The sequence below is a fragment of the Pseudomonas sp. WS 5079 genome, assembly GCF_012985465.1.
Lineage (GTDB): Bacteria > Pseudomonadota > Gammaproteobacteria > Pseudomonadales > Pseudomonadaceae > Aquipseudomonas.
The window spans coordinates 35,497-48,942 of sequence record NZ_JAAQWN010000014.1; the positions used below are offsets into that span (position 1 = coordinate 35,497).

Annotated in this window: 12 protein-coding genes; 5 read left to right on the plus strand and 7 right to left on the minus strand. The window is 62.8% G+C overall.

What is annotated here, in order from left to right:
- Positions 1-82 precede the first annotated feature (82 nt).
- Complete coding sequence (locus HBO05_RS26845; protein WP_169956860.1) at positions 83-946, plus strand: LysR family transcriptional regulator; 864 nt, start codon at positions 83-85, stop codon at positions 944-946.
- Positions 947-996: 50 nt separating this feature from the next.
- Positions 997-2,001: a LacI family DNA-binding transcriptional regulator gene (locus HBO05_RS26850; protein WP_172314703.1), complete on the plus strand. Its 1,005-nt coding sequence runs from the start codon at positions 997-999 to the stop codon at positions 1,999-2,001.
- On the opposite strand, the gene HBO05_RS26855 is transcribed toward HBO05_RS26850, so the two are convergent.
- The 6 genes from HBO05_RS26855 to HBO05_RS26880 form a co-directional block, all read right to left on the minus strand.
- Positions 1,998-2,723 carry an SDR family oxidoreductase gene (locus HBO05_RS26855; protein WP_170043523.1) on the minus strand — a complete coding sequence of 242 codons (726 nt, stop codon included), beginning with the start codon at positions 2,721-2,723 and terminating at the stop codon, positions 1,998-2,000. The two genes, HBO05_RS26850 and HBO05_RS26855, sit on opposite strands and share 4 nt — an antisense overlap.
- A gap of 137 nt (positions 2,724-2,860) precedes the next feature.
- On the minus strand, positions 2,861-4,393 hold the full coding sequence (locus HBO05_RS26860) for an FGGY-family carbohydrate kinase (RefSeq protein WP_172314756.1): 1,533 nt from the start codon (positions 4,391-4,393) through the stop codon (positions 2,861-2,863).
- A 2-nt stretch (positions 4,394-4,395) separates the two neighbouring features.
- Positions 4,396-5,475: an alcohol dehydrogenase catalytic domain-containing protein gene (locus HBO05_RS26865; protein ID WP_170057867.1), complete on the minus strand. Its 1,080-nt coding sequence runs from the start codon at positions 5,473-5,475 to the stop codon at positions 4,396-4,398.
- Between the two features lie 73 nt (positions 5,476-5,548).
- Positions 5,549-6,541 carry a ribose ABC transporter permease gene (locus HBO05_RS26870; RefSeq protein WP_169956864.1) on the minus strand — a complete coding sequence of 331 codons (993 nt, stop codon included), beginning with the start codon at positions 6,539-6,541 and terminating at the stop codon, positions 5,549-5,551.
- On the minus strand, positions 6,507-8,015 hold the full coding sequence (locus HBO05_RS26875; RefSeq protein WP_169956865.1) for a sugar ABC transporter ATP-binding protein: 1,509 nt from the start codon (positions 8,013-8,015) through the stop codon (positions 6,507-6,509). The genes HBO05_RS26870 and HBO05_RS26875 overlap by 35 nt, the downstream gene beginning before the upstream one ends.
- A gap of 63 nt (positions 8,016-8,078) precedes the next feature.
- Complete coding sequence (locus HBO05_RS26880; RefSeq protein WP_169956866.1) at positions 8,079-8,993, minus strand: substrate-binding domain-containing protein; 915 nt, start codon at positions 8,991-8,993, stop codon at positions 8,079-8,081.
- 285 nt (positions 8,994-9,278) lie between these two features.
- Between HBO05_RS26880 and HBO05_RS26885 the strand changes: the two genes are divergently transcribed.
- Positions 9,279-9,965, plus strand: a complete 687-nt coding sequence (locus tag HBO05_RS26885; RefSeq protein ID WP_169956867.1) for a sterol desaturase family protein — start codon at positions 9,279-9,281, stop codon at positions 9,963-9,965.
- Positions 9,962-11,044, plus strand: coding sequence for an SMP-30/gluconolactonase/LRE family protein (locus HBO05_RS26890; protein ID WP_170057862.1), 1,083 nt, complete (start codon positions 9,962-9,964; stop codon positions 11,042-11,044). Before HBO05_RS26885 ends, HBO05_RS26890 begins: the two co-directional genes overlap by 4 nt.
- Before the next feature lie 40 nt (positions 11,045-11,084).
- Here HBO05_RS26890 and HBO05_RS26895 read toward each other — a convergent pair whose 3' ends face one another.
- A complete protein-coding gene (locus tag HBO05_RS26895) occupies positions 11,085-12,548 on the minus strand; it encodes a hypothetical protein (protein WP_172314705.1) in 1,464 nt (487 codons plus the stop codon).
- Positions 12,549-12,793: 245 nt separating this feature from the next.
- On the opposite strand from HBO05_RS26895, the gene HBO05_RS26900 reads away from it, so the two are divergent.
- On the plus strand, positions 12,794-13,444 hold the full coding sequence (locus tag HBO05_RS26900; protein ID WP_262381468.1) for a histidine phosphatase family protein: 651 nt from the start codon (positions 12,794-12,796) through the stop codon (positions 13,442-13,444).
- Positions 13,445-13,446: the final 2 nt, after the last annotated feature.

Consider the following 13,446-nt stretch of genomic DNA (forward strand, 5'->3'; position numbering starts at 1 on the left):
CAGCTCCCACATTGAAGCGCATTTCACAGACCGATCTGCGATTGTCACACTACAATGCCCCTCCACCCCCTCCGGAGCCGACATGGACATCGAACTGGCACGCACTTTCCTCGAAATCACCCGCTGCGGCAGCCTGGCCGCAGCCGCCGAGAAGCTGCACGTCACCCAGACCGCCATCACCGCTCGCGTGCAAAAGCTCGAAAGCCAGCTCGACAGCACCCTGTTTGTGCGCAACCGCGCCGGGGCGCGGTTGACGGCCGATGGCGAGGCGTTTGTGGTGTATGCCAATCAACTGGTGCAAACCTGGGAAGCGGCGCGCCGCGACCTGCCGTTGCCCGAGGGTTATCGCAATGTGTTGCATATCGGCGGCGAAGTCAGCCTGTGCAACCCGTTGATGCTCGGTTGGGCCAAGGCCCTGCGCGAACACATCCCCAGCCATGCGCTGCGCACCGAAGTGCGTGACGGTGAATACCTGTTGCGCCAGCTGGAGTTGGGCGTGCTGGACGCCGCGCTGGTGTTCCAGCCGCAGTACTGGCCGGGGTTGCAGGTGGAGCAGGTGCTGGAGGAGAAACTGATCCTGGTGCGCCTGGCCAGCCGTCCCGATCCCTATGTGTATATCGACTGGGGCCCGGGCTTTCGCCAGCAACACGACGCCGCCCTGCCGGACAAGGCCCGCGCCGCCGTGAGTTTCAACCTCGGGCCGCTGGCCTTGCAGTACATCCTGGAGAATGGCGGCAGCGGTTATTTCCGCACGCGGGTGGTGCAGAGTTACCTTGAAAGCGGAGTGATGGAGCGCGTGCCCAAGGCCCCGGAGTTCAGTTTCCCGACTTACCTTGTGTACTCGCGCGAGCGTGATTCGGCGATCCTGCAACAGGCCCTGGTGCTGCTGCGCGGGGTGGTCAAGGCCGAGAGCGATTGGTCACAGCGTTGGGATCCGGTGCTTTGAACCGGTGCCCATGTTAGCCTCCTGATGTTTTCTCCTGGTCCCACCTGCCGATGAACAAGAAAAAATCCGTCACCATCAGCGACATCGCCAAACGGGTCAATATGACCACCATCACGGTGTCGCGGGCGTTGAGCAAACCCGACCTGGTCAAGCCCGCCACCCTGGCGCGGATCCTTGAGGTGGCGCGCGAGCTGGACTACGTGCCCAACGCCTTCGCCCGCGGTCTCAAGCGCAGCGAAAGCCTGATCATCGGGGTGATCACCGCGTCAGTGGACAACCCGTTCTACAGCGAAATGATCAAGGCGATTTCCCGCGAGGCGAAAAAGCACGGCTACACCATCATGCTGGTGGACACCGACGAGCTGGAGGAATTGGAAAGCAAGGCCGTGGACACCCTGCTCGGTTATCGCGTGGCGGGGATCATCCTCTCGCCGGTCTCCGACGAGCCCGACTACCAGCCCGATTACCTGGAGCGCCTGGGCAACGGCAAGACCCCGGTGGTGCTGCTCGACCGCACGATCCACGACAGCCCGTTCAGCCGCGTGGTGCTGGACAACTACCACAGCGGGATCGAGGCCGCGCAGTACCTGTTGCGCCACAACCCCGCGCTCAAGCGCCTGCTGGTGCTGACCGGGCCCGAGCATTCGCGCATCACCGTAGAGCGCCTCAAGGGCCTGCGCGAAGTGCTCGCCGAGCATCCCCAGGTGCAGGTCCAAGTGTGCGCCGGCGACTACACCTTGATGCCCTCCTACCTGCACACCCTCGACTACCTGGCCGCCCACTGCGCGCCGGATGCGATCATGGGCTTCAACCAGTTGATCACCCTGGGCGCCCTGCGCGCCTTGCGCATGCACAATATCCCCCACGACAGCCTGACCATCTGCGGCATCGACCGCCTGCCGTTTGCCGATATCTTCGGCGTGCCGATTGCCTGCGTGGCCCACGATGCGTCGCTGGCCGGCTGCAGTGCGGTGCGCCTGTTGCTCGACCGCCTGCAAGACCCGTACAAACCCCGGGACAAGGTGGTGATCGCCGGCAAGTTGGAGAACGGCTAGCGGCTGGTGTAGCCGCCATCGATCGGCAGGCTGACCCCGCTGATCATGCTCGCCGCGTCACTCAACAAAAACAGCACCGGCAACGCCACTTCCCGGGGTTGGGCAAAGCGCCCCAGGGGAATCGCCGCCAGGGCCGGGTCGCGCTTGGCCGGGTCGGCCCAGGCCTGTTGCGCCATGGGCGTGAGGGTCACGGTGGGGTTGACGCTGTTGACCCGGATCCCGAAACGTCCCCATTCGGCACATTGCACACGGGTGATCGCATCCAGGGCGGCCTTGGACGCGCAATAGCCCAGATGATCGTCCAGCGCCACCAGCGAGGCCTGGCTGGAGACGTTGACGATACTGCCGGCGATACCTGCCGCAATCATCGCCGCCGCCACCCGGCTGGCGACTTGCGCGGCGGCGCGGGCGTTGACGTTCATCACGTGGTCGAAGGCGGCGCTGCTGATCGCCGCTGCCGGTTCCAGGCGCGAGATCCCGGCGCAATTGACCAGGCCGTGCATCGGCGGCAGGTCCTTCAGGGCCAGGTCCAGGGCGGCGCTGTTGGCGATGTCCAGGCACAGGGTTTCACAGCCCAATAGGGACAGGGCCTGGGCGTCACGGCCGATGGCGCAGACCTGGGCGCCGCTGGCGATCAGTTGCAGGGCGATTTCCCGGCCAATGCCGCTGGTGGCGCCGGTGACGAGGATGCGTTGGTGGGTGAAATCGAAGGTGGTGGTCATCAATGAATATCCCAAAGCAATAGAGAGCTCATGTGGGAGCTGGCTTGCCGGCGATGGCGGCGTGTGCGCCAACACATTGGTGACCGATACACCGCTATCGCAGGCAAGCCAGCTCTCACATTTTGGTCCGTGTTCACTTAACTCGTTTGCAGGCTGTGCATCACCGGCTTGAGTGCCGGATACAGCTTCAGGTAGTCCGCAAACGCCCGGTCATACGCCTGTACATTCTCAGCCCCAGGCTCAGCCCGCAGCTCCAACTGCACCCACCCCTGCGCCATCTGCCCCTCGTCCACCAACCCCACCGCATACGCCGCCAACAACGCCGCGCCCAGCGCCGCCTCCACTTCCTGGACGATGGTGTACACCGGGTAACGGGTGACATCCGCGATAATCTGCATCCACAAATCCGAATGGCTCGCGCCACCCACCACGATCAGCCGAGGGTCCAGTGAATGGGCGCCGCGCATGCCCGCCTCGATGTTGTGCCGCAGGGCAAAACTCACGCCTTCGAGCACCGCGCGGTACAGGTGGATGCGGCTGTGATACAGGTTCAGGCCGACAAAACTGCCGCTGGCCTGGTCATCCCACACCGGGCTGCGCTCACCCATCAGGTACGGCAAAAACAACAGCCCTTCACTGCCCGCCGGGATCTGGCGCGCGCTCTGTTCCAGCAGCCACAGGCTGTCCTGGCCGGTGTCCCGCGCCTGTTGCTCCTCGGCCTGGCAGAACTGCTCGCGAAACCAGCTCACCGAGGCCCCGGCGGTAATCGCGCCGCCAAAGATGTACAGGTCCTGCTGGCCGTTGTAGACATGGGGCATGCTCACCAGGCCATGCCGGGCATCCACCTGCTGGTTGAGGTAGCCCCAGCACATGCTGGTGCCGATCATCGCCACGTGGTTGCCCGGCTGGGTGACACCGGCCGCCAGGGTCGCCATGGCCGCATCGACGCCCCCGGCCAGCACCGGCATGCCCGCCGCCAGGCCCAGGCGTTGTGCCCATTCCGGCAGCAGGCCGCCCACCACTTCGCCCGAATACAGCAGGCGCTCGGGCATCATCGCCAACGGGATATCCAGCGCCGCCAGCATCTCGGCCGACCAGCCGCGCGCCACCACGTCGTAGACCCCGCCGATATTGCCGGCGCTGCTGTGATCCACCGCCACCTCACCGGTCAGGCAGTAATTGATGTAGCTGTTGGGCGGCAACAGGTAGCGGGTGTTGGCCCAGACCTCGGGCTGGTGCTGCTTGAGCCAGAGCATTTTGGTGAAACCGTAGTAGCTGTCCAGCGAGTTGCCGGTGACCGCGAACAGGCGCTCCAGGTCGACCTGCTCGCGCACCCAGGCCACCTGTTCGCCGGCGCGGCGGTCCATCCAGATCAGGCAGGGGTGCAACGGTTTCATGGCGCCATCCACGGCTATCCCCGAGCCGCCGTACAGGCTGCTGATGCACAGCGCCTTGACCTGTTCTTTGGCGACCCCGGCCTTGCCCATGCACTCGGCCACACAGGCCTGCACTGCATCCAGCCAGACCTGTGGCCATTGCTCGGCCCAGCGCACTTTTGGCGTGTCCACGCGATAGCCCTCGCTGTGCTGGGCGATGATCCGCCCCTCGCCATCCACTAACAGCGCCTTGGTGCTCTGGGTGCCAATGTCCACGCCAATCACGTATTTCATACTCATTGCCCCGGCTTGAGCAGCACCTTGATCGACTTCACCGAGTTGGCCAGGTCGAACGCTTCGGCCCAGTTATCCAGCGGAAAGTCATGGGTGACGATGCCCTTGGACGTCACCAGGCCACGCTCGAACAGGTCGATGGCCACCGGGTAGCAATACGGCCCCAGGTGCGCGCCGCGTACGTCCAGTTCCTTGCGGTCGCCAATGATTGACCAGTCGGCACTGGTCTCGGCGCCGAACACGCTGAACTCGACAAAACGCCCCAGCTTGCGGATCAACTCCAGGCCCTGGGTCACGCCGGCCGGCACGCCGGTGGTCTCGATATACACGTCGCAGCCGTAGTTGTCGGTCAGGCCATTGATGATCGCGCGGGCGTCGTCCCGGGCGGGGTTGATCACTACATCGGCGCCGTATTTTTTCGCCAACGCCAGGCGTTCGTCGACCATGTCGATCACCACCAGTTTTTTCGGGGTCTTCAGCGCGGCCACCTGCACCATGCACAGGCCCAGGGTACCGGCGCCGGCAATCACCACCACGTCATCGAGTTGCAGGTCGCCACGGTTGACCGTATGGATCGCGCAGGCCATGGGCTCGATCAACGCCGAATCCTCCAGGGACACCGCCTCGGGAATCTTGTGCACGATGGCGGTCTTGGGGATGCGCATGTACTGGGCCATGCCGCCTTCGGCCACTTCGCGCTGGAAGCCGAAGATGTTGTGCACCTCGCACATCCAGTACTTGCCGGACTTGCAGAAGCGGCACTTGCCACAGGGCACGATCTGCTCGGCGATCACCTTGTCGCCGACCTTGACCTCGAAGTGTTCCTCGGCGCCCTCGCCCACTTGCTCCACATAGCCGAAAAACTCGTGCCCCGGCACCACCGGCGCCTTGACCCACGGGTTGTCGCCGCCCCAGAACATCGCCGCGCCCGAGTGGCATTTGCAGTCACTGGCGCAGATCCCGCAGGCGGCAATGCGGATCACCAGTTCATTGGGCCGCGCCTGGGGTTTGCTGATGCGCTCCAGGCGGTAGTCTTTGGGGCCGTGGCAGACGACGGCTTGCATTTGGCTGTGCTTTTCCATGAGGTACTGACCTTTATTGAAGATGAGAGAGCCCGTCGCGGCCACGGCGGCCGCGTTGAGGTACTGCGTTTTTTTACTTGTGGCGCTGACGGCTGATAAAGATCGCCAGCAAAATAATTGCGCCCTTGATCACGCTCTGCACATAGGGCGAGACCCCGAGCATGTTCAGGCCATTGTTCAACACGCCCAGCAGCATGGCGCCAAGCAAGGTGCCGACAATCACCCCGCGCCCACCGGCAATCGAGGCACCGCCCAGGACCACCGCGGCAATCGCATCCAGCTCAAAACCGATGCCGGCGTTGGGCTGGCCGCTCATCAGGCGTGAGGTCAGCACCAGCCCGGCAATCGCTGCGGTCAAGCCGCTGATGCCATACACCAGCAATTTGAAACGCGCCGCGCGCACCCCGGACAGGCGCACCGCTTCTTCGTTGCCGCCAATGGCGTAGATGTAGCGACCGATGCGCGTGTGTTGCAGCAGCACATAGGCCACGAGGTAGGTGACCAGCATGATCAGGATCGGCACCTGGATCCCCAGCAGGCTGGCGCGACCAAAGAAGCCGAACCACTCCGGCAGCCCGGAAATCGGGTAGCCATCGGTGTACATCAGGCCAAAACCCCGGGCGATGCCCATGGTCGCCAGGGTGACGATGATCGGCGGCATATGCAGGTACGCCACGAACAACCCGTTGCCGATACCAAACGCCACGCCAATCAGCAGCCCGGCGCCAATCGCCAGGCCCGGCGGCAGGCCCGCGACCATCAGCCCGGCGGTCAAGGTGCCGGACAAGGCCATCACCGGCCCCACCGACAAGTCGATGCCACCGGTGAGGATCACGCAGGTCATGCCCACCGCGATGATCGCGTTGATCGACACCTGGCGGGCGATGTTGGACAGGTTGCTGGCGGTGAGGAAGTTGTCGCTGGCCACGATCATCACCGCCGTGACCAGCAACAGCCCGATAAACGGATAAAACGCCGGCGAGCGCACCAGCCGCGCCAGGTTCGGGCGTAGCCCCTGGGTGCCTGCGCGGTTAATGGACGTATTCACTTGAGCCCCCTGTTGCATGGCGCATGACCTCTTGTGGGTTGACGGCAGACGCTTCCAGTACCTTGACGATGGCGCCCTTGTGGAACACGGCGACGCGGTCGCACATGCCGATGATTTCCGGCAGTTCGGAGGAAATCATGATGATTGCGTAGCCTTGCTCGGTGAGTTTGCGCATCAGCGCGTAGATCTGCGCCTTGGCGCCGACGTCGATGCCACGGGTGGGTTCGTCGAATACCAGCACGTCGCAGTGATGGTTGATCCAGCGCGCGATCACCACTTTTTGCTGGTTGCCGCCACTGAGGTTGAATACCCGGCTTTCGCCGCTCGGTGCCTTGATCGACAGCTGCTGCATCAGCTCATCGACACTGGCGCACTCCTTGCCCTTGTCGATCAGGCCGCTGGCGCCCTGGTACTTGTGCAGGTTGTTGATGGAGATGTTTTCACGAATGCTGAAATCGGTGATCAGGCCCTCGCTCTTGCGGCTTTCCGGCAACAGGCCGATCCCATGGGCCAGGGCCTGGGCCGGGTCGTCGAGGCTGACCTTTACCCCGCGCAGCCAGACGTCCTTGGTCACCGACGCCAGCGCGCCCATCATGCCCAGGGCCAGCTCGGTGCGGCCCGAGCCGACCAGCCCGGCAAAACCGAGGATCTCGCCCTGGTGCAGTTGGAAGCTATTGTGCGGGCCATTGCGCTTGAGCTGGATGTCCTTGACCTCCAGCAGCAATGGCCCGCGCTCGGTGCTGGGTTTGGCTGGGAAACTGCACTCCAGGCGCCGGCCGACCATCATTTCCACCAAGCGGTCGATGTCGCTGTCGGCCACGTCGGTGACGCCGGCATTGCCGCCGTCGCGCAACACGCTGATGCGGTCGCACACCTGGAAAATTTCTTCCAGGTGATGGGAGATGAAAATCACCGCCACACCCTGGCGCTTGAGTTCGCGCATGATCTCGAACAGCAGTTCGGCCTCGCTTGGCGTGAGGGTCGCGGTGGGTTCATCGAGCACCAGCAGCCGCGCATCCAGGGCCAGGGCCTTGGCGATCTCGACAAACTGCTGCTCGGCCACGCTCAGGTGCTTGACCGGGCATTGCAGGTCGATGCTCACCCCAAGCCGTTGGAACAGTGCCTGGGCGGCTTGCTGCATATCGCGCTTGCGCAGCAGGCCGAAGCGGTTGTTCAGTTCATGGCCGAGGAAGATGTTTTCTACCGCCGTGAGGTAGGGAATCAGGCTGAACTCCTGGAACACAATGCCGATGCCGGCGGCAATCGCATCACGATAGGTCGCGAACTGCTGCGCCTGGCCATCGATCAGGATGCGCCCTTCGTCCTGGTGCTCGACCCCGCCGAGGATTTTCATCAGGGTCGATTTACCCGCGCCATTTTCCCCGAGCAAGGCATGAATCTCGCCACGCTCCACTTGCAGGTTGATGGACTTGAGGGCCTGCACCCCGGGGTAGCGTTTACAGATGTTTTCCAGTTGCAAAAGACTGCTCATGCCGCCGACCTCTCGTTCAGAAGGGAGCCCCGCGCCCCACGATTGACGCGGGGCGTGGACGGTTTACCAGCTGAAGTCCTTGGCCTTGGCCTGGTCGATCAGGGCGATATCCACCGGGATACTGGCGGGCACGTGTGAGCCCCACTTCTTGGCCAGGGCAATGCCCAGGGCCAGGCGGATCTGGTCGCGCGGGTACTGCGCCGAGGTGGCGATGAACTTGCTGCCCGGCTTGAGGATGGCCTTGATCGCTTCCGGCGCACCATCGACGCTGACCAGCTTGACGTCCATGCCGCTGGCCTCGATGGCCGACAGTGCGCCGAGGGAGCCGTTGTCATTGACGCTGAAAATCCCCTTGAGGGTGGGCTGGGCCTGGAGCATGTTTTCGGTGACGGTCAGCGCCTGGTCACGCTCTTGCTTGCCGTTCTGGATGCTGACGATCTTGATATCCGGATGCTTGGCCACGGCCTCCTTGCAGCCGCGGACCCGCTCCAGGATCGGCACCACGGCAATGCCGTCGAGGATCGCGATATTGCCTTTGTCACCGATGTTCTTGGCCAGGTATTCACAGGCCTGGAAACCGGCGTCGAAGTTCTTTGAGCCGACGAAGGAATCCAGCGGGCCATCGGCCTGGGCATCCACCGCCACCACTACGACACCTGCTGCGTGGGCCGACTTGACGGCGGACTGCACGCCAACCGAATCCGTGGGGTTGATCAGCAGGATGTCGATGCCCTTTTGCAGCATGTCCTCGACGTCACTGACTTGCTTGGACACATCGTGGCGGGCATCGGTGATGATCAATTGCGCACCGATGGTCGCCGCCGCTTCTTGCAGGGCGTCTTTCATGGTGACGAAGTACGGGTTGTTGATTTCCTGGAAGGATGCGCCGATGCGCATGGGGGCAGGTTTGGTGTCGGCCAGGGCGACGGTGGAGATGCTTAAAGCCAACAAACACAGGGTTTTGCGAAGCATTTTCATGGCGTGGGTCTCTGTTTTGTTTTTATTTTTAGAGCAAATGTTATCGTTAACATTTTGCCAGAAGCTAACAAGGAAATGAGGCTGGCGCAAGCCCCTTGCGCTTTCCCTGTAGGAGCCGGCTTGCCGGCGATGGTCTTTCACGATGACGGGGCATTATTTGACGTTGTGGGTGTTCTGGCTGGCGCCATCGCCGGCAAGCCGGCTCCTACAGGGGCAAGCTCAGTTCGCAAAATCGGCAGGCCGGGCTAAGCTCACTCACCAATAAAAAATACAACAGGCTGCGCCATGACCCATCCCACCGAGGCCTTTCGCCACCGCTACCGTGCCGCGGTCCATCCGCGCTACAACCCGTGGCTGCATGCCGGTTTTGTGCTGATCTACGGTTTGTCCTGCATCCTCCTGGCCTGGGGCAGCACCCAGCACATCCAGGCCTGGGAATGGCTGACCATTCCCCTGACACTGGTGTTTTTCAATCTGTGCATCTACCTCGTCCACCGTCACCTCGGCCATCATAAACACGGCCTCGCCAAGCTGTTCTATGCGCGCCATACCGGCGACCACCACAGCTTTTTCACCCCCGGCCATATGACCTATGACAGCCCCAGGGACTGGCGGGTGATCCTGTTTCCGGCCTGGTTGATCGTCCTCCACAGCCTGGCCATCACCCTCCCCGCCTGGTGGCTGCTCAAGCAGTTCAACCCCAACGTCGCCGGGTTGTTCGCCGGGTGCATGATCCTCGGTTACCTGCTCTACGAAACCTTCCACGCCTGCGAGCACCTGCCTGCCGCGCATCCCCTGGCCCGCTTGCCGTGGATCCGGCACATGCACCAGCTGCACGCACTGCATCACCGCCGTGAGTTGATGCAAGGGCGCAACTTCAACATCGTGCTGCCGCTGATGGACTATCTGTTCGGCACGTTGCACTGGGAGCCCGCCACACCCTCCTCCAAAGACCCGCGGGAAGCACCATGAGCCAAACAATCCGTCATCTGCTGTTGCTGGTGTTGATCCTTGTCGCCGCCTTTTTGCTGCTGATGCCCACCGAGGTGCAGCCAGTCAATTGGGCTGCGCCCAAGGCGCCATCCATGCGGGATGGGCCCTACAGCGAAAACCAGCGCCTGAAGGATGTCCAGCGGGTTGGCGCCCAGGGCATCGCCGGGCCCGAGGCGTTGCTGGTGGATGCCCAGGGTTTACTGGTTACCGGCCTGCATGACGGGCGAATCATCCGCACCGCGCCAGACAGCAACACCCTGGACGTGCTGGTCAACACCGGCGGCCGCCCGCTGGGCCTGGCGCAGCATCCGGACGGGCGCCTGATCATTGCCGATGGGGTCAAGGGCCTGCTGGCATTGGACGGCCAGCGCCAACTGAGCACCCTGAGCACCAGTGCCAATGGCCTGCCCTTCGGCTTTACCGATGATGTAACGGTGGATGCTGCCGGGCGCTACGCCTACTTCAGCGACGCGTCGAGCCGCTGGGGCTATGGCCAGGATGGTGAAGCGGTGATCGAGCACGGGGGCGATGGCCGGTTGTTGCGTTATGACTTCAGCAACGGCCAGACCGAGGTGCTGCTGGACCACCTGCAATTTGCCAACGGCGTGGCGCTGGGGCCGGATGAAAGCTATGTGCTGGTCAATGAAACCGGGGCCTATCGCATCAGCCGCTTTTGGCTCAAGGGCGACAAGGCTGGCACCCACGATCTGTTTATCGACAACCTGCCGGGGCTGCCGGACAACCTCACCTTCAACGGCCGGGATCGGTTCTGGGTGGCGCTGTATTCGCCGCGTAACCCCCTGCTCGATGGCTTGGCCGGTTACCCCGCGATACGCAAGATGATGGTGCGGGCGCTGATGGTGGTGCCCAAGCCCATCGAGCGCAAAGCCTTTGTGCTGGGGTTGGATGTGCATGGCCAGGTGGTCGCCAACCTGCAGGATGGTAGCGCGGGCAACTACTCACCCATTACCAGCGCCCGCGAACACGGTGAATGGCTGTACCTGGGCTCGCTGAAGAACACCAGCATGGCCCGCTTGCCGCTGAAACTGGCCCTGTAGAAGCTGGCTTGCCGGCGGGCGCCGGCAAGCCGCTTTCTGGTTAGCGCACGATGGTCTGGCTGCAGATATGCCCCAGGCTTACGTACTGCGTGATATTGCCGCCTACACCAACACCCGGGAACTCCTTGAGCTCGATGCGCCAGCCGCCCATGTTGAACCAGGTCCGCCAGTTGTACGTCTGGCCGGACGAGCTGTCCGGGTAGACCACATTCAGATCGCCGGAGCAGGTGCCCAGGTCGACGTTGCCGGAGGCTGCGCCGGTGATACCGGTCTTGGCCTCGTAGTCGACCCAGTGGTAGTTGATGGTGTTATCGAAGCGTTTGTCGACCCGCAGCACCGGGGTCACGCCGCGCAGCGGCTCACCGGTGCTGTCCGACCATTGGGTGCTCCAGCTCAGGCTACGGGAGGCCTGGGTGGCCAGTTGCATGATCGAACTGGGAATGCGCACCACGTTGTCGCCATTCACATTGTTCTGGTTCAGTCGTGGTGCCGAGCCAAAGGACAAGATGTATCGCGCCTGCGGGTTGAGCGCCACTGCCGGGTTGGCCCGCACCCGCACCTTGACGGTATAGCCAGGCGTGAGGTTGGGGTACGTGGAGGTGTTGTTTGGCTGGATCACCACCCAGTTATTGCCATCGAAGCGCTCGAAAATCCACTGGTTGCGGGTGCCCGCGCCGTCATCGCCAAGGAACATGCCCACGCCCTGGCCGCGCAGCGCGGTGAAGTCGAAGTAATCGACATCGTTGACGCTGTCGAGGTTGCCGGCCACCTGGTTCAGCGCGTCTGGCAAGGCGAACGCGGTTTGCGCGGTGTCGTTGGGCTCGAAGGCGTCGATGTTGCTGTCCACCGCCACGCCAAAACTGAACTGCGAATTGCTCGCGGTGTTGGCCACCATGTACCAGTAGTAATCGCCGGCAGGCATCACGCCGTTGAGGTATTCATCGGCGCTGCCGGCGTTATCAGAGGTGCCCGCCAGCGTCAGGTTACCCTGGCCGTCGTCATGGAACAGGCTCAACGACATATCGGTACCGGCGCTCTGGTTCAGCAGCTGAACCTGGATGCGCGCGCTTTGCGCGAGGTTGAAGTGGTAGGCCACTTGCGCCCCGGTTTCCACACCGCTGACGGTGTACAGGGTGTTGATATCCAGGGTTGGGAACAAGGGAGTGAAAGCGGCAATCGCTGCACCTTGCAACTGCTTCTCGCCAGGTTTTTTCAGCTCATCAACCCGCGTGTCCACCGGCGCGCTGCTGGCTGCGGCCTTGCTTGCCAGCGCCTTGGCCTTACCCGCCTTGGCCGCCTTGAGTTTTTGCGTAAGTTCGGCCGAAAGCTTCGAGGACTCAACCTTGCCCCCCACTTTGAGCGCTTGGTCCACCGCTTGCTTGACCGCCTGGGCGGACAGTTTGGCGGGGGCTTGCGAAGGGTACTGCTCGGCCAGGGCAAAGGCCGAAACGAAGCAGGAGGCCGCCATGGCCGCGCCCAGCATAAAGGCTTTTTTCGATTTCATTTTTTATCCATCCATAGTTAAAAAATTGTGGCGTCGGTGCGCGGTGAAATCCGTTCACCTGGGATGGACTGTAGGATATGACTGTATATATGTACAGTATTTTTTAAGATGAATGTGCGAAAGACCGTGACCGCCAAGGCAATTTTTTCACATCGATTTCACTGGCCGACCACGCCCCTGCCCCTACATTGCCCGGCAACACAAACAGCTGTACCTCAGGTGCCAGGGTGGAGAGCGTGGTTGAAATGAATTGCCCGGATGAACGCCGGGCGAAAACCCTCAGGCAGTCAGGGCTGCGTTTCGGTGCGCTGATCGCCCTGAGCCTTGTAGTGATGGGCGCCATGCTCTGGCCCACCACGCCGCAGAACCTGGGCGTCGACAATCGTCTGGTCACTTCAGGGGCCCTGGCAGCCTGGCGCAGTGGCAACCTGATCGTGCTGGTGCGCCATGAAGAACGCTGCGACCGCTCCAGCAATCCGTGCCTGGGCCCTGTCGATGGCTTGACCCGCCCCGGCAGTGTCTCGGCAGTGGCGGTGGGTAGCGCATTCCATACCCTGGGCATGTCCCACAGCGACGTGTTGAGCAGCCCCACCACGCGTACCTTGCAAACTTCGCAGTTCATGTTCGGCGACGTCCACGTGTTACCCGACCGCTTGACCTTGTGTGGCACCGCCCTCGCGCATGACCTGCCGGCACGCAAGATTGCCGGGCGCAACCTGTTGCTGGTCACCCATAGCGAATGCATCGGCGACCTGGAGCGGGTGCTGGGCTACCCCCACGCCGACGGTGCCGAATACGGCAGCTCGCTGTTTGTCCGGGTCGGCACCAACGGCAAGCTCAAGGTACTGGGCGTCTTGAACAGCCAGGACTGGGCCGCCGCCCTTGGCCACCTCTAGCA